The 15,277-nt window shown below is 63.0% G+C and carries 22 protein-coding genes; 2 read left to right on the top strand and 20 right to left on the bottom strand.

What is annotated here, in order from left to right; translation table 11 throughout:
- Positions 1 to 15: 15 nt before the first annotated feature.
- Genes WMO45_RS00415 through WMO45_RS00375 form a run of 9 tightly spaced genes read right to left on the bottom strand, consistent with a single transcriptional unit; the run spans position 16 to position 5,491 of the window.
- A complete protein-coding gene (locus tag WMO45_RS00415) occupies positions 16 to 450 on the bottom strand; it encodes a hypothetical protein (protein ID WP_349138651.1) in 435 nt (144 codons plus the stop codon).
- Entirely contained in the window at positions 447 to 620 is a 174-nt protein-coding gene (locus tag WMO45_RS00410; RefSeq protein ID WP_349138650.1) for a hypothetical protein, read from the bottom strand. The genes WMO45_RS00415 and WMO45_RS00410 overlap by 4 nt, the downstream gene beginning before the upstream one ends.
- Positions 617 to 2,029 carry a collagen-like domain-containing protein gene (locus WMO45_RS00405; protein WP_349138649.1) on the bottom strand — a complete coding sequence of 471 codons (1,413 nt, stop codon included), beginning with the start codon at positions 2,027 to 2,029 and terminating at the stop codon, positions 617 to 619. Before WMO45_RS00405 ends, WMO45_RS00410 begins: the two co-directional genes overlap by 4 nt.
- Complete coding sequence (locus tag WMO45_RS00400; protein ID WP_349138648.1) at positions 2,026 to 2,334, bottom strand: toxin-antitoxin system toxin subunit; 309 nt, start codon at positions 2,332 to 2,334, stop codon at positions 2,026 to 2,028. The genes WMO45_RS00405 and WMO45_RS00400 overlap by 4 nt, the downstream gene beginning before the upstream one ends.
- Positions 2,335 to 2,345: 11 nt before the next feature.
- Positions 2,346 to 3,155, bottom strand: coding sequence for a hypothetical protein (locus tag WMO45_RS00395; RefSeq protein ID WP_349138647.1), 810 nt, complete (start codon positions 3,153 to 3,155; stop codon positions 2,346 to 2,348).
- On the bottom strand, positions 3,133 to 3,681 hold the full coding sequence (locus WMO45_RS00390) for a putative phage tail protein (RefSeq protein ID WP_349139321.1): 549 nt from the start codon (positions 3,679 to 3,681) through the stop codon (positions 3,133 to 3,135). The genes WMO45_RS00395 and WMO45_RS00390 overlap by 23 nt, the downstream gene beginning before the upstream one ends.
- Position 3,682: 1 nt before the next feature.
- Complete coding sequence (locus tag WMO45_RS00385) at positions 3,683 to 4,780, bottom strand: baseplate J/gp47 family protein (protein WP_349138646.1); 1,098 nt, start codon at positions 4,778 to 4,780, stop codon at positions 3,683 to 3,685.
- The gene (locus tag WMO45_RS00380) at positions 4,773 to 5,198 is read right to left on the bottom strand and encodes a DUF2634 domain-containing protein (protein ID WP_349138645.1); all 426 of its coding nucleotides are present in this window, start codon (positions 5,196 to 5,198) and stop codon (positions 4,773 to 4,775) included. Before WMO45_RS00380 ends, WMO45_RS00385 begins: the two co-directional genes overlap by 8 nt.
- Positions 5,198 to 5,491: a hypothetical protein gene (locus tag WMO45_RS00375; protein ID WP_349138644.1), complete on the bottom strand. Its 294-nt coding sequence runs from the start codon at positions 5,489 to 5,491 to the stop codon at positions 5,198 to 5,200. Before WMO45_RS00375 ends, WMO45_RS00380 begins: the two co-directional genes overlap by 1 nt.
- A gap of 71 nt (positions 5,492 to 5,562) precedes the next feature.
- Here WMO45_RS00375 and WMO45_RS00370 point away from each other — a divergent pair, with 71 nt between their 5' ends.
- Both WMO45_RS00370 and WMO45_RS00365 read left to right on the top strand, forming a co-directional pair.
- Positions 5,563 to 5,736, top strand: coding sequence for a type II toxin-antitoxin system HicA family toxin (locus WMO45_RS00370; protein WP_349138643.1), 174 nt, complete (start codon positions 5,563 to 5,565; stop codon positions 5,734 to 5,736).
- A gap of 36 nt (positions 5,737 to 5,772) precedes the next feature.
- The gene (locus WMO45_RS00365) at positions 5,773 to 6,162 is read left to right on the top strand and encodes a type II toxin-antitoxin system HicB family antitoxin (protein WP_349138642.1); all 390 of its coding nucleotides are present in this window, start codon (positions 5,773 to 5,775) and stop codon (positions 6,160 to 6,162) included.
- A gap of 36 nt (positions 6,163 to 6,198) precedes the next feature.
- Here WMO45_RS00365 and WMO45_RS00360 read toward each other — a convergent pair whose 3' ends face one another.
- From WMO45_RS00360 to WMO45_RS00310, 11 genes are all read right to left on the bottom strand, one after another.
- Positions 6,199 to 7,185 carry an XkdQ/YqbQ family protein gene (locus WMO45_RS00360; protein WP_349138641.1) on the bottom strand — a complete coding sequence of 329 codons (987 nt, stop codon included), beginning with the start codon at positions 7,183 to 7,185 and terminating at the stop codon, positions 6,199 to 6,201.
- Positions 7,178 to 7,945 carry a LysM peptidoglycan-binding domain-containing protein gene (locus WMO45_RS00355; protein ID WP_349138640.1) on the bottom strand — a complete coding sequence of 256 codons (768 nt, stop codon included), beginning with the start codon at positions 7,943 to 7,945 and terminating at the stop codon, positions 7,178 to 7,180. The genes WMO45_RS00360 and WMO45_RS00355 overlap by 8 nt, the downstream gene beginning before the upstream one ends.
- Complete coding sequence (locus tag WMO45_RS00350) at positions 7,945 to 10,086, bottom strand: tape measure protein (RefSeq protein WP_349138639.1); 2,142 nt, start codon at positions 10,084 to 10,086, stop codon at positions 7,945 to 7,947. The genes WMO45_RS00355 and WMO45_RS00350 overlap by 1 nt, the downstream gene beginning before the upstream one ends.
- A 146-nt stretch (positions 10,087 to 10,232) precedes the next feature.
- The gene (locus WMO45_RS00345) at positions 10,233 to 10,640 is read right to left on the bottom strand and encodes a phage tail assembly chaperone (RefSeq protein WP_349138638.1); all 408 of its coding nucleotides are present in this window, start codon (positions 10,638 to 10,640) and stop codon (positions 10,233 to 10,235) included.
- A gap of 10 nt (positions 10,641 to 10,650) precedes the next feature.
- Positions 10,651 to 11,091, bottom strand: coding sequence for a phage tail tube protein (locus WMO45_RS00340; protein ID WP_349138637.1), 441 nt, complete (start codon positions 11,089 to 11,091; stop codon positions 10,651 to 10,653).
- Between the two features lie 15 nt (positions 11,092 to 11,106).
- The gene (locus WMO45_RS00335) at positions 11,107 to 12,210 is read right to left on the bottom strand and encodes a phage tail sheath C-terminal domain-containing protein (RefSeq protein WP_349138636.1); all 1,104 of its coding nucleotides are present in this window, start codon (positions 12,208 to 12,210) and stop codon (positions 11,107 to 11,109) included.
- 7 nt (positions 12,211 to 12,217) lie between these two features.
- Entirely contained in the window at positions 12,218 to 12,694 is a 477-nt protein-coding gene (locus tag WMO45_RS00330; RefSeq protein WP_349138635.1) for a hypothetical protein, read from the bottom strand.
- Positions 12,691 to 13,158, bottom strand: a complete 468-nt coding sequence (locus WMO45_RS00325; RefSeq protein ID WP_349138634.1) for a hypothetical protein — start codon at positions 13,156 to 13,158, stop codon at positions 12,691 to 12,693. Before WMO45_RS00325 ends, WMO45_RS00330 begins: the two co-directional genes overlap by 4 nt.
- Positions 13,158 to 13,769, bottom strand: coding sequence for a hypothetical protein (locus tag WMO45_RS00320; protein WP_349138633.1), 612 nt, complete (start codon positions 13,767 to 13,769; stop codon positions 13,158 to 13,160). The genes WMO45_RS00325 and WMO45_RS00320 overlap by 1 nt, the downstream gene beginning before the upstream one ends.
- A gap of 3 nt (positions 13,770 to 13,772) precedes the next feature.
- Complete coding sequence (locus WMO45_RS00315) at positions 13,773 to 14,081, bottom strand: phage gp6-like head-tail connector protein (RefSeq protein WP_349138632.1); 309 nt, start codon at positions 14,079 to 14,081, stop codon at positions 13,773 to 13,775.
- A gap of 2 nt (positions 14,082 to 14,083) precedes the next feature.
- Positions 14,084 to 15,277 carry a phage major capsid protein gene (locus tag WMO45_RS00310; protein WP_349138631.1) on the bottom strand — a complete coding sequence of 398 codons (1,194 nt, stop codon included), beginning with the start codon at positions 15,275 to 15,277 and terminating at the stop codon, positions 14,084 to 14,086.

Raw genomic sequence — 15,277 nt, 5'->3', positions numbered from 1 at the left:
ATCCGGTTGCCCCCTTTACTCCACCAGTCCCCAATCAGCCGCGTATTCCTCAGGGCTAAAATCAGTGTCGCGCTGGCACTGGTACACTTTTCCGTCTGTGTAAATCATGCACTCTCCGATGTGATAGATGTCGGTTGTTCCGTGCTGGGGCTTTAACCAGGGGCGGGCAGTCTCAGGGGTTTTACCGTGGAGAGGCCTCCAAAATGTGTACCATGCGGAATTCTCCGGAGTGACATCCGGGTGTTCCTCGTTGTCGTGGGCCTGGAAGCACTCCCAGGTCTGGCCGTTGGCATTGCGGATATTCCCAACCTCATACTTACCTGCGGTCCACGCATCGTACAGCCCAGAGGCACGGATGCGCTCATCATCGTCGGTCAGGCCGGCGCTCTGCACCTGCCGTCGTGCCAAATAGATTGCGGACGCCAGGGCGTCCAGAGTACTCTGTTTCATAGGCTCATCCCCTTTTCAATCGCAGTTTCGATGTCGGACACCCGGTCCTCCAGGGTTGGAACTGGTTGCTCCTCCTGGGCGGCCTGCCAGAGGCGTGCCTCTTCTTCGGTCACTGTGTGCTCCACCAGCGCCCCGTCGATCCAATAGGGGATCTTGTCTCCCGCGTTCATCTTGTCACCACCTTGTAGAGCGTGCATTTGCTGCCGGACGGCACAAGTTTGGACTGCTGGCTATATAAGATCATCTTTGTAATTGGAGCAGTAGACGATGCGGGCCCCTGTATTGGTACCGAATATCCAGCTCCATTTTGAAGGGGAGTCGAAGTATTTGTGTTGGACGCTAATAGGCAGGACAGTGGAGTAGCCGTGCCGTTACCGTCGTAAAAGAACAAAACCTTCGACCACACATACGCCCACGTTTCTGTTCTCGAAGGAGAAAACAGAAATTTAAGTCCCGGAGTATAGATACTTCCAGTTGCCCCTACTGCGGCACCTACCGTCTGCCCCTTGTTCTCATCAGAGTCTTGGCCAATGATGCCCTCCGCCATGTAAATACCAGCCTGCAATGGGTCCAGTGTTTTTGAGTAAAGCACCGCGCTGCCGTCGGACTCCAGCGTAGCGATCTCCTCCAGGGACAGGCCTCCGCCACCGCCGGACAACGCGGCCCACACCGCCGCGCCATCGGCTACAGCGAGCACCTTACCCTCGTCCTCCGCCGTGATGGCGGGCACTCCGGCTCCGTCTTTTCCAGGCTCCCCTTGAGGTCCTGGCTCTCCCTGCGGACCGGGTTCTCCTTGCGGACCTTGTGGGCCTTCCGGACCAGCAGGCCCCTGTGGCCCTGTCTCACCTTGCGGGCCTTGTGGACCCGTCTCCCCCTGGGGGCCGGTTTCTCCCTGGTCGCCCTTGGGCCCCTGGGGCCCCGTTTCCCCCGTTTCTCCCTTTGGTCCCTGTGGGCCTTCCGGTCCTTGTGGACCAGGCTCTCCCTGCGGGCCTTGCTCTCCGGGGTCTCCCTTTTCTCCCTGCGGCCCCGGTTCACCCTGGGGGCCCTGAGGCCCGGGATCTCCTTGCGGACCCTGTGGGCCAGGCGGCCCTTCCGGCCCCACCGACACGTCGGGCAGGGGCAGCTGGCTCTCCACATAAGAATCTGTCTCCAGGTCCCACACCTGCCAGTACCCGTTATCCCCGGGGATGGGCGGGTGGGCGTTGAGGGTCCGGATGCACGCCTCAGCTTGAGAAAACTCGCTGGGCACCTCCGGCCACTGTGTGTCCCCGGACAGAGAGGCTGGGATGAACACCTGCACAAGGTTGGTGTGGCGCACCATATCGCCCTGCGTGCCCCGCAGCTGCATGGCGTAGAGGCCGGATACCGCCAGCATGTCGTCGGTGAGCAGTACCCCCACGCCGCCTTCCATCGGCTCCAGGGATATGATATTGAGGTTTCTGCCAACCTGCACCAGCAGGTCCCACGTCCATCCCTCGGGCAGCTCCCCCGTGATGACCAACACCCGGCTGTTGTTGTCGTGCTGCCGGGCAATGATGTTGCTGTCGGCGGTAATCAGCCAGTCGGCAAAGGCGATCACAGGCCAAGCCCCCTCTCAATGGCCGCCGTCAGCGCGTCCACGTCGGCCCGCAGCGCGGCCAGCTCTTGGTCTTGGCCCGGGTCCGGCTCCTCCGGCGGCTCCGGCTCCGGAACTTCTCCCGGTGTGATCCCGGCCAGGACGCCATCCTGGATGTCCAACGTGCAGTAGCCTTTGCAGGCCCACACGCCCTTTTCGAGCTCCGGAGGAACCGCAACCCAGCCGTCAAGCCAGCAGGACTCACGACCGCTCTGGCTCTGGAGGCCGTGCCCGCCGTCCGCTCTGGGTTCAATCTGGATGATGGTCATATTTCGCCTCCTCACAAAAACGCCACGTATACATATTTTCGCCCGGTCGCATTTAGCTGTCGTGTGGAATCGATAATGTTGTACCACTCAACGGTTGCCCCATTTTTTGTTAGGGTAGAATCATAGCCCGCTGAGTTGTTTCCAGAGGCAATATTGATCTTCTTTTCCATCCCGGCTATTACCTCAAGGTATAAAGACCATCCTTCTGATTCTGCACCAGATTGACGCACGATCAATAATTTAGGTGCTGACGGAAAGGTCAAACTGGTGGGGTTACCCTCTCCATAGGAGCCGTCTCCCATGTAGCTCCCTGTCACGATCTTCGGCGCGCCCATAGCCTCTCTGGCCTCGTCCGGACTGCTCCAAAACGGTGCATTTGTGGTGTTGGCCCGCAAGAAGGACCCCGCCTTGGTGGGTGACAGCACCTGAGCCAGGGACGTGGTGGTGTTGGCATATACCAGCCGGTACAAGCTCCAGCTGCTTTTACCCGTCCCACCCCGGGCCACCGAAAGGACGCCACTGGTCACATCCGAGGCGCTGTGTTTGTGGCTGAGCGGTGCAAACACCTTCCCCAGCGCCGTTTTGACCCCAGACCACAGGGCCCGTTTGACGGTGTTTCCGGCCGCGCTGTCGGTGATGAGGATCCCGTCGTTGTCCACAGGTGTCTCCTTGACCTCGGCGTCTGATACGACGCCCTGCTTTCCCGTTTCCAAGCTGTGCAGGGCCGCGTCCACAGCCGTGGTATTGGCGTTGAGCACCTCAATGTTGGCCGCGTCGCTCGTCCCCGGCAGGCTCAGATTATAGTGTTCGGTCTGTTCCACTCAGCTCCTCCTCTCGTATCTCACCCCAGGTGTACTGCCCGACCTGTCCCCAAGTCAGGCCCGCTACCTGCCCCCAGGTACGGAACCGGTATTCATAGCGCACGGCCAGATGCGCAGGTTTGATCTCATTGACGGCGTCCATCAAGTCGGAGATATTTGGCGGCACCCCCAGCTCGGAGACAAAGCGGATCACGATGGTGTACTCCGCTGTCCGCTCCTCGATCTCCACCTCGCCATTGGCAAAGCTCTCTGCCACATCGCGGATCATCGCCAGTGTGGTGGAGCCCTGCCCCCTCAGCTTGGAGGTAACGCGGCTGCGGCGGTAGGCGTAGGGGCGGCTGTGGTCGGTGGGCAGGCCTGTCCACTGCTCCCACAGATCCAGGCCCCAGGTGGCGCTGTCTACAAACAGCTGCGCCAGCGTATCCGTCACGGCTGAACGCAGCCCTTGGGCCTGGATGTCCAATACCCGTTCCAGTTCAGTCACCTGAGGGCTGTCGCGGTAATAGCGGGGCAGCTTCTGGATCATTTCATTCACGCAGTTCCACCTCCCCCAGTACCGGGATCTCTCCCGGCTGCAAGGTCAGATTCTCCACCCCGGAGTTGACGCTCAGGTTCTCGGCATTCTCCACGCCCTCCTGATTGAGCAGCAGCGCCAGTACCCGATTATAGAGCAGCGTGTAAGCCGTGTCCTCCTCCGGCTGATAATAGACCCGGCCGTACTTACCGTCGATCAGGCTGACCAGGTACTCCGACAGCGCCGCCTGGAAGGCGCTCTGGACGTGCTCCAGTTCCCCGTCGCCGGTCAGTATCACGGACGCGCTCACCGTGACAGGCACCTCCCGTGGCACGGCCACAGTTGGTGTACAGCCCACCGGGCGCACAGTCTCCAGATATTGCTCCACCGCCGTCCGGATCTCTTCCGAGGCGGCCCTGTGGTTGCTGTCCACCACGGTCAGGCCAACCGTTCCCGGTCCTTCGGCCAGCTCCACCACCTTTGCGCCGCCCACGCCCGCCACAGCCATGGCCCACTGCCGGTACTGATAGCCGTTGGCACTGGTGGGCGGCTGGCGTACCCGCTCCTGGATGCGCGCCAGCAGGGCCGCGTCCGACTCCTCGTCGGTACCTCCGGCCGCCTCTTCATTGTGATAGGCTGTCAGGCCGGGCAGGTTGACGTACATACGGGTAATGGCTCCGGCCTCCACATTGTAGGCGCTCCCGATGTCGGCCGCCTCCAGCCGTCCCGTCCCGGCTCCGCTCTCGTCCAGGGTCACCCCCTCCGTCAGGGTAAAGGCAAGCCCTCCGGCTGTGAGAAAGGCCGTTCCCGATGGGATATCCAATCCAGCCGATCCGGTAAGCTGCACGCTGCAGGCCGCCCTGGTCCCGGGGCGGCGGGTGATGTTGTAATACTGCCGCCCAACCAGATCGATATAGCCCCCGCTGGCCGCGTCCACGAACAGCATGCTCGGCACTGCCCGCAGAGCCTGATAGGCCTGGCTGATCTGCTCGGCATTGGGGGCAATGATCCCGTCGGCAAAGCCGCCTGCCATGGCGGTTACCCCCTGGCTCTGCTGGATCGCCTCCAGCATCTCAGCGCGCAGAGCCTCTGGCGTCCGGTCCTCAAACATCGATGATCGCCTCCCCATAAACCGTGGTGATCTGCGCGTGGATGTGCAGCACGGCCCCCTCCAGTCCATCCACACTGGCGGAAACAGACCGGATGTAGGGGCAAACCTCCAGCGCCTGGCGTACATATCGCACCGCCTCGCTGCGTCTGGTCTCGCTGCCATAGGGCTGACCGGCCAGGGATTCCAGCTCACAGCCATAATCCCAGGACAGGCAGCTGAACCGGTACCGGGCAGTCTGGAGCGCCCGCCAGGCCCAGCTTTTGACGGCCTCTGCCCCAGTGACCAGCACCGGCTGTCCTCCGGACCAGAGGGGCACGCCCCGCTCATAGTCCATGGCCACGTCCCGCAGCAGCGGCAGCGCCCCCGGACCTGACAGCGCCGTTCCGGCTTCAAACATAGGAAACAGCTGCCGCGCCATCAGATGACCGCCTTCCCCCAGAGCAGGTAATCCTGCCGGTCCGCCGTCACCAGCACGATCACCCGATCCCCCGGCCGGAGCAGCTGCATCTCCCCGGTATCGCTCTCCCAGGCGTAGTCGTAAGGAGCGCACACCGCGATGTCCTCCGGCCCCAGCCGGAGACCGTCGCAGGTAACCAGCAGCTCTCCCTGCCCGGCCGCCTCCACTGTCCCGTGCAGCCAGCCGCCAAGAGCGGCCGGTCCCCGCTGTCCGCCGCCCATCATCGCGGCCAGATCGGCATATACGTTGCTCATAAACTTTGCAATACCCCCTTGACAAATGCGCATTAAATGCGTATAATATAAACAGACAGGGAGGGAAACAGATGAAACGCCGGGACTTGATCAAGTTGTTGGAACGGAATGGTTGGCAGCTTTTCCGAAACGGCGGGAACCATGATGTGTACATCAAAGATGGTGAAATAGAAGTAATCCCCCGTCACAACGAGATCAAAGAGATGCTTGCAAAAGCGATCATCCGCAAGCACGGGCTGAAATAAGCCCGTGCTTGTCCACCCTGAAAAGGAGGCCTTTCCATGAAAGATCTGTACCCGATTCTTATCACGCCCGCCGAGGAGGGCGGGTATACGGTCCATGTGGTCGGTCTGGAGATCGACACGCAGGGCGACACACTGCCGGAATGTGTGGAAATGGCCCGGGATGCCATTGGCATCTGGGGCATCGCTCAGGAAGATCTGGGACACGCCATCCCCAACGGGTTTGTGGGAGAAATCCCCCATCGCCCCGACCAGATCGTCACTCTGGTGGACGTGGATTTTACCGCCTACCGGCGGGCCCACGACATGCGCACCATCCGAAAAAACGTCACCATCCCCAGTTATCTGAATGAGCTGGCCGAACAGGCCGGTCTCAACTTCTCCCAGGTCCTTCAGGACGCGCTCAAGACCCGTCTTGGCGTCTCCTGATCATCCCCATGCCGCCCTGAGTAAGGGCGGCATTTTTTATGTTTCACTTCCCGCTGTGGTCTCGTGCATCAGGTTGCGGAAATTGAGGCTCAGCCGGCAGAAATACTGTCCGTTTTTCCAGGTATGTATATCGCTGTCGATCCAGCACAATCCCGCCGCTCCGGTACGGTTGGCCCGTAAGATGACCGCGTTGCCCGCGATGAGCTCCGGGTCTCCCAGACATTCTACCGTCATGGTCTGATCCAGCCCATGGTCCTCCAGCCATGCGTTGGCCTCACCCAGCGCGTCCTCACCGTCCCGCTGGGTGAGGACATGCTGGAATTGACCATACAGCGCTGTGCTCTCCGCGTCGGACACCGTGCGCACCAGACGCCCGGTGCTGGTATAGATAGCCACTGTATTGCTCAGCTCCGAGATATCCTCTGTGACCCGCAGCGTCTGCAGGTTCTTTTGCGGAGCGATCTCCAGCGCCGCGGCGGTGGGCTTTTCCAGCACCTCCAGCGCTCCCAGTCCGTTGAACCGGGCCAGATAGCGCCGTCCATTCTGTTCCCCCGCCAGGGTATAGAGGGTATCCACGATCTTGCTCAGCGTCACCCCGGGGAATTTCCGTCTCACCGCCACACCGGTTCCGGCCAGCTGGCCCACCGGGATGGAAAAGTCGGCGCACAAGGCGCGTACCGCCGCCTCCGGCGTATCCCCCGCGAACTGATACCAGCCTTCGTTATTGGCCAAAAACCGTCCCCGGTCCAGGCCCGTGAGGGTGGTGACGTCGGAGTCCGTATCCCGCTGACGGGTCACCACATGGCCCAGAAACCGGTTCTGTCCCCCCGCCCAGAGGCGCAGCTCGCTGCCCACCTCACAGGGCGGGACCGGGAGGCTGCCGTCCCTGGGCGTTACCAGCGTGACCTCCAGCTGACGGGAGACCTGCTGGATGCTGCCCGACCAGCTCAGGCTCTCCACCCGTCTGGTCACATCCCGCTGCTCTCCCGTGATGCCGGTGAGCACCAGCTGGTAATCACTCATAATATGCCTCCTCTTTCTTCAGCTGCATGGCCCAACGCCTGGCGTCGGCGTCATAGCGCGCCGTGGTGGCGTCCGAGATCCGGGCGCTGGCCGGATGCTCCGGCTCAGCAGGCAGCTGATCCAGAGGCGGTATGGTAATCACCTGGCCGACCCGGATGAGATTGGCGTTGGCGATCCCGTTGGCCGCTGCCAGGCGCCAGGCCAGCGCGCCATCGCCGTAGAATGCCCGGCTGATCCCCCACAGGGTCTCTCCGGCGGAAACCGTGTGGCGTTTTTCCGTGGATGTTCCCGTAGCGCTGTCCCGCACGGGCTGAGCATCGGCCTGCATCTGGACAGGCAGCACCGGTGTCTCCGGGGCCTGATACTGCCGCAGCGTAATGTCCGCATACAGGTCGTTGGTGCCGTCCTGCTCCCGGTAGGAGACCCCCTCCAGGAGGACCGCCGTATTGACCGGCGTGCCGGAGACCAGCCACCGCACCACCGTTCCCCCGTCGATCCACCGCTCCAGCTGTTCCAGATAGACCCATGGGTCGGTCCCCGCGCCAGGCGATAGAAAGGGGTAGGCCTGTGCAGGCAGGATGCAGTCCCGCAGTGTGGTAGAGCCCATCCTGCGCCCACCGAAAAAGTTTAAATCTCCCATCTGATCCACCGTCACCTGCTGGATGACGGCCTCATGGGGCCATTCGTACCCGGCCGGCGTCACAGGGAGCGTCAACTCCACTCCGGCGCTCTCGTCCAGGAACGTGATGTAGCGCTGCACTAGCGGATCCCTCCCTCTTCGGCCAGACGGATCTTCCGGTAGAGCGTCTCAGCCACAGATTCCACATCGCTCTCCTGCCGGATGACAAAGGTATTGCCCGTAATGGCTACCGGGGCCGGATTGCTTCGCTCCTTTTCCCGCGCCTGGCTGGCGGTGAGCACCCGCTCCCCCTCATGGAGCAGGGCGGCATAGCCGTTATAGGGCACCCGCTCCAGCCCGTAGGCGTGAGAGGCAAACAAATTGCCCAAAATGCTGCCCTCGCTGAACCGTTCCCCCAGCGGGACCGAAGTGGATCCCGTGGATGACGAACTGCCGCTCCCCGTAGCCAGCAATCCCTTATCCTGCTCCCGCTGCATGTTATAGGAGTTGAGGTATGCGGGCAGCCCCTTTACATCCTCGCGGATGCTCTTCAGGGTGTCCAGCTCCTGTCCCTGGATATCCTGATAGATGTCGCTGCTCTCATAGGAGGCGGTGGCCAGCGCCTGCGTCTCCTGGTATACCCGCTCCATGACGGCGGCGGCCTCCCGGTCGCCGGTCTGCTGGTACTCGGCGGACGCGGCCAGATACTCGGTCCGCTTCCGGGCCAGCTCCTCCTGCTGCTCCGGAGCGTAAAGCGTGGTGTCCTGCCCCAGCAGCACGGCGCCGAGCGCCTCACGCAGATACTGCTCCCCCAGATTTTCCAGATAGGCCTGGTTCTCACCGGCGATACGGTTGAGGTTCTCCACCGCCGTCCCCAGCACGCCGGAATAGGTGTCGATCTCGGCCTGCAGCCCCTCCGACCGGGTCTCGTTGTAGCCCTCGCCCATGGCGTTGTCCAGCTCTGCCATGGTGTCCTCCAGGGTGGACGTCAGCCCGTCAAAGGTCGTTGCCATGCGCTCCATGGCGCCGCTGTACCGCTCCTGCATACCCGCCTGGAGGATGTCGGCGGCGTACTGGCCGCCGATCTCGCCCTTGGAGATCATGTCATAGATCTCCCCCTGGGTCTTGCCCATGGCCTCGCTGAGCATACCGATGGCGTCCACGCCCCGGTCCTGGAAAATGTTCAGGTACTCCAGCGTGGCCTTGCCGGAGGAATTCATCCGGCTCATGGCCCGGGCCATCTCCTCCATGTCCGCGGCGGTGACCCCCACAGCGCTGCCGGCGTCGCCAATGGCCTGCATCAGCTCCAGCATGCGCTCCGGGCTGTCGCCGAACCCGGTGGCCAGCGCCCGGCTCATGCCGGTCAGGTCGGAGTATTCCAGCGGAGTCCGTGCCGCCAGCGTCCGCAGATCCGCGAGGTAGCGCCCACTGGCATCCGCGCCCAGCAGCTGCTCAAAGGCGATGGCGTCCAGTTCCCGCTGCGCCGCGGTGGCCGAGCCGCTCTCCAGGCTCTCCTGAGCGGCAGTCTTTCCCTGCTCATAAAGCCCGGCATAATACTCCTTGAACGCGTCGTCCCGTCCTTCAAAGGCCTGGGTCCCGCCCTGCAGCAGGCCCAGAGCCCCGCCCACCGCCGCGCCGACGGCTGTTCCAATGCCGGGAATAATGCTGCCGATTGCCGCCCCAGATAAGGCCCCGGACAATCCGGAAGAAAAGACGCTTCCCGCCGTGCTGCCGAACGCGGAGGTGACCAGTGTGCCCGCGATCTCCTGGGCCGCGTCCCCTGCCATGTCCAGCAGTCCGGCCTTGCCCAGTGTAGCCAGTAAGGAGGCGTTGTCTCCGGAACCGCCGCCGGAGCCGCCAGAGCCGCCGGAACTCCCGGAAGAGCCGGCCCGGTTGTCGTTCCTCCGGGCGACATCGCCCAGCCGCTCCATGTCCCGCTGGGTCTGGCGGGCCTGACGGCTCACCAGGTCCAGCTGCTGGCGCAGGTGCTCATAGTTGTTCTGGGCCTGCTGGAGCCGTTCACCGGCGGCGGCGCGCTCCGCCTCGTCCGCCGCCTGTCCCAGCTGATCAAAGGCCCGCTGTGCCGCTTTCAGCTCATTCTGGGCCTGGGTCAGGTCCATTTTCAGCTTATAGCGGGTATTGGAGAGCACATCCAGATCCCGCTGCAAAGCGTCGATATCGTTGCGGAACGGGGTGAGGCTGCTCTGCATAGCCCGAATACTGGCCGACAAATTGTCCTGCACGCTCAGCGCAAGGGTCACATCGGATCTCTGTGATGCCATTCAGTTCTCCCCCCGTTTTCTCAGATCATCCAGCAGCAGCGCACAGGTCAGGATACGCTCCCCCGGCGGCCGGCGCAGGAAGTCGCCGGGCAGTACGCCGTGCCGGACCAGCAGCAGCTGGGCCGCCGCTAGGTCGGCACGGCGGTCTAATTTTTTTCCAGGTTCTCCAGGGCGGCTCCCAGGGCCTGTCCCTCCAGCTCCTCGTCGCTGAGCTCCAGCACGCTCCCTGCGCCGTATCCGTTGAGCCGGTCGATCACCCGCACCAGCTTGTCCAGTTCGCCCACCCGCAGCTGCTTTTTCAGCGCGTCCACAGGGGTGGGGCAGCCCATTTTGCCCTCATACCAGGCTTTGTCCCGCAGATTCGGGGAGACGGTAGCCTCCAGGATCAGAAACAGATTGGGATCCCGCTCCCTTCTGCAGCGCATCACCCGGTCATAGGGCACCTCCTGCAGCACCCACTCCATCCCCAGCCGCGGCAGGCGTACCCGTCGCCGCTCCGGTTCGAATTCCGGCAGATCCAACAGGCCTGCCGCCAGATTGCTGTTTTTGTCCATAGCCGCCTCCTTACTCCGCCTGGATGGCATCCAGCAGCTCATAGCGGCTGAATGTGTAAGGGACCGTTACGCTGCCAACGGTGGCGGCCTTCCAGTCATTGAGGGTGAGATCGTCAAAGCTGACGTTGTAGTAGGCCACCCGCTCGGCCCCAAAGCTGTCCGGGTCGGCCAGCTTCTGGATAATGGTGTACCGCCGGTCCACCCCGTCCTGGAGCCCCTGCTCCCGCTGGATAAACCCGCTGTCTACCTTGTAGATGGTCAGGCTCCCGGTACCTGCGCCGCTGGTGGCCTTGGTATCCTCCATAAAACGCCCGCACAGGTTGACCGTGGTCTTGTTTTTGCTCACCTTGCCCTGACCAGCGGTGCACTCGCAGATCTTCTCCCCGTCCAGCCAGACTTCTCCATAGGTGCCGTTGATCACCCGCTTGGCGCTGTCGATGTTTTTTGCCATAGGTTTTTGTCCTCCTTACAGATTGCAGAACGCGACCCGGAAATCTTCCATAGCGTCCACCAGCCGTCCGCCGCAGCGGAGGAACACCCAGGATCCGGTCTGATATTCCCGGATCTGCTGCTCCGTCATGGCCGAGGTGTCCACGCCGTTTTCGGCCAGCCACTGCTCCTGGGCCTCCACGTCGATCTCAGCCCAGCTCTCCCCCGGATTGAGTACGCCCTGCCCCTCCAGATAGGTGAGAAATTCGGTGACGGCGGTAAGCAGGATGCACTTGTTGTCGTAGGTATTGGGGTATTTGCCCACATAGGTGTCCTGAATGGTGGTGCGCAGGTAGTAGGTGATCAGGTTCATCCCCTCCGCCACCTTGATCTTGCTCCAGTCCGCCTTCCCCTCCTCCGGGACCGTGGTCAGGGAGTTGACCCCCCGGGCGATTTTGGCCTTGACCCCGTCGTGGATCAGGATCAGCTTTCCCTCATTTACCGCCTGGGTCTGCTCCGTTTCAGAGCGGGGCGTAACGGCTGTGAGCTCCGGCAGAGGGGCATAGGTAGCGCTCATCCCCATGGGGATGCCGGCCAGGATGCCGGCGATGCGGCTGGCGTACTGCCCCGCCGTGTAGGTGGTCTCGCCCGCGGCCAGCTGTCCGTCGGTCTCGGTAAAGGCGATGATCCCCATGTCGTCAGGGGGCGTGGACGGATTGGGCTCCACCAGCGTCTCGGTATAGTAGGCCTTCCGCCGGGCCTTTACCCACGTCTCCAGGGCCGTCTTTTCGTCCTCTGTCACGTCGGCAGGCGGGGCGATGTAGTCCAATGTCATGCTCTCAATGCTTTTGAGTCCCGCCTCCAGGGCAGTCGTATCGTCGGTACCCGTGGCAATTACCACGGCCACGACCTTGCTGGGGCCGCCCCGGTCGGAGCCGGTAAAGGCCCGGGCGATGTAATCCCGGTTGGCCTGCCCCAGCCCGGAGGGAATCCGCGCGGCGCTGGTCAACACATGCACGCCCTGCTCTTTTTCATCCCGGACAAAGACGCCTACATAGCCCCGCTTGCTCCGGGTGACCACCTGCTGGGCGGCCGCCTGAAAGGTAATGCTCAGGCTGGGCAATCCGATGGTCGTTGCCATTGTTTCCTCATCCTTTCTGTTCGGTCACTCTGACCGCGAAATGCTCCATGGCCGGCACATCGTGCCCGCCCTCCCCTGTGTTTGGATCCGTGTACCCCGGCCGCCGGTCCATCCACCGCGCGAAAAAGGTCACGGCCGCTGTGCCCGGCCCCGGCGTGTCTGCCCGGGCAGAAAACATGATGTGCCGGTCTCCTACGGCCAGTCCGGGGCCCGGGAACCGTTCCAGCACAGCAGCCTGCTCGGCCCGCAGCGCTTCGGTGGACGCTACGCTGTAAGCATCCGTCGCAGAAAACAGCTCAAGCTCGATCTCCACACTCCACTCCACCAGCCCCAGCGCCGCATCCTCATATCCGGCATCCCGCACATACAGGAACGCGGAAGGCCGCTGGAAGGCCGCCGGGCAGAAATCCCGGTAGATCATCCGCTCCGGCCACAGCTCGGCCAGTCTGGCCGCCACGGCCTCCACGACATCGATTTGATTCATCCCTGTCCCCCCAGTTCCTCCAAGATCTCCTGGGCCAGCTGGCGCAGCTCCCGGTCCCCCACCTGTCCCAGCTGTTGGCGGACCGAGTAGTAGAAATGCCGTCCCGGTGTAGCCGCATGATGGATCCGGGCGCGATAGCGGTAATCCGCCTTTCCGCTGGGCTGCGGTCTGCGGTTGCGGTGCCCGTTCTCGATGGCGTTGGTGATATAGCCCACGGCATACCGCGTGCCGCTTCCAGTCATCTGATACGTGTCCTTCCTAGGGCGAACCGCCACATATCCGCCCTTGCTGCCCATGGACATGTCCTGCCAGGAGGCCACCTTGCCTGTGCCACCGATTGCGCTGCGCAGCCGCTGAAGAATCTGCTGGCCGGCCCGTTCCAGCAGATCCCTCTTTTGGCCGGGAAATTGCTGGATCAGCCGTGACCAGCGTTCCTGCAGCTGTTGCAGATCCAGTTCCTGCATCAGATGTCCTCCCCCTGCATAAGCTCATACTCATTTTTGTGCAGGTCCAACACGTGGGAAACCGTCACATGGTAAGTCCCCTTGGCCGGGCCGTCCTGCACCTGCACCAGATCGCCGCCGCGCAGCTGCACCGCCTTGGGCGTCACCAGCACGTAGACCATCTCGCTCTCGTCATGTGTCTCCTCTCGCTGATAGCGGACGTACTTTTCCGTCAGGATCCCCGGGAAATCCACCTGCATGACCTGCCCGGTGACCGGCCGGCCGGCCGGTCCGACACGGTTTCCCTGTCGGGTGGCCCGGCAGGGCACCGGCTCCACCAGGGCCGCCGCCACATCCAGATGGTTACGGTCTCGTTGGATGATGGACGTTAAAAACAGGTGCTTTCCCTTCCAGCGCAGGGCGTTGTGGAGGGTGAGCGGCTGCCGGCGGACAACGAGGGCGGCGTCTCTGGCTCCCACGCCCACCTTGCTGAAGAGGTTGGTCTTGGCGGTCTGCTCCACCAGGCCCCAGGCCCGGCAGATGGGAACCCACTCCCACAGCCCCGCGCCGATCTCCCGCAGCTCCAGCACCTCCAGGGGCTGGTCCAGCCTGCCCGCTCCGATGTAGACCATGATTCAGGCCTCCTCTCCCGGCTCGGTCAGCTTCAGCTGGGTGATGAGCCGCCGGAAGGCGGGGTTGTCCTGGATGCTCCCCGTCACCTCGGCATCCCGCAGGTCAAAGTCCCGCAGCACCATGAAATTGACACACAGATCATACTGGGCCCGGCGTGGCGTGCCCTCGGGCGGCAGGGACACCCCTGCCCCTTCCAGGTAGCCAACAGCGGCATCATAGAGCCCGTCCAGGGTAATCAGCTCCTCCGGGGTAGGCTCCTCCATGCGGCAATAGGCCAACAAACTGGCCCGCCGCTCCTCCGTCAGGGCCATGATCAGCCACCGATGGTGCCCACCACAAAGCCCTTGTCCACCACCAGGTTGCCTCCCACAAAGGCGTCACCCAGGATGGCGTACATCCGCTCCACCGCCTTGACGGACTCGTCCACCCGGATGGTGTAGTCCCCGAACAGGCCCACCTCGAAGTTCATGGGATCGCCGTAGAGCAGTTTGGTGTCCCCCACCGCCTTCACCAGGTCGTAGGGCAGCACCAGGCCGCCGTCCACGATGGTACCGGAATTGGGGTTGGTGGAATCGGGCGTGATGGTCAGCAGCCGGCGCTTCTCGTTGGTGCCCCGGAGCTGGCCCAGTGCCTTCAGGCTGGCCTTAGTCAGAAGCAGCCGGGCGCCGGCGCCCATGGCCTCGTCAGAGCCGTAGGCAAAGTACAGGGTGTCCAGGGTGTTTACGTCGATGGCGGCCCCCAGGGCGGCCTCGGCAAAGATATTGGCCGAGGCCTTGTTCTTGGCGTTGGTGATACCGAAGAAGGTGGGGGTACCGGGGTCGTCGCCGTTGACGATGAGCTCGGCCAGCTTGCGCCGCAGGGCCCGCATAGACATACCAAAGATCTTGTTGTAGTAGACGGCGGGGGACAGCCGGGCGATGTTCCGGTCCACATAGCTGGTGACGCTCAGCTCATAGGGCTTGATCTCCGCCACACCAAAGGTGGGATCGGTGGAGGCGGTCCGGGCGGTCCCGGCGGTCTCCTCCACCTTGCCGCCCTTGGCGTCCAGCTCGGTGATCACATAGGGCTCCATAAAGCTGCCCATGCCGGTCATGTCCACCACCCGCACCCGATCCACGATGGAGGGCACCACGTTGCCCACGGGGTCCCGGATCTCCGCGCCGGCGCCGTTGGGCTGGACGATGGTACCGGTGGCCAGGGTGGTCTGATTGCTCAGGGCCCGGCGCACTTCATTGGCGGTAAAGGTCACATCATCGCCACGCTGGAGGGCAGCGGCCCGCTCTTGGATCATGTCCATAGCCTCGCTGCCGGTGGGCCCGGGGGCGGCCAGCATCTGCCGGTCCTGCTCGGCCAGCAGATCCTGGACCCGCTGAATTTCGCCGTTCAGATTGGTAATCTGCTCCATCAGGGACTGGTATTCGCTCTTGTTGTCCGCCCCCAGGGCGGCCTCAGCCTGCTGGAGCAGGCCGGCTCTTTTGTTGATGAGGTCGTAGAGCTTCTGCTTCAT

Source organism: Flavonifractor hominis, from assembly GCF_040095835.1.
In the GTDB taxonomy this organism is placed as follows: domain Bacteria; phylum Bacillota; class Clostridia; order Oscillospirales; family Oscillospiraceae; genus Flavonifractor; species Flavonifractor hominis.
This window is presented reverse-complemented; position numbering and strand designations above follow the sequence as displayed.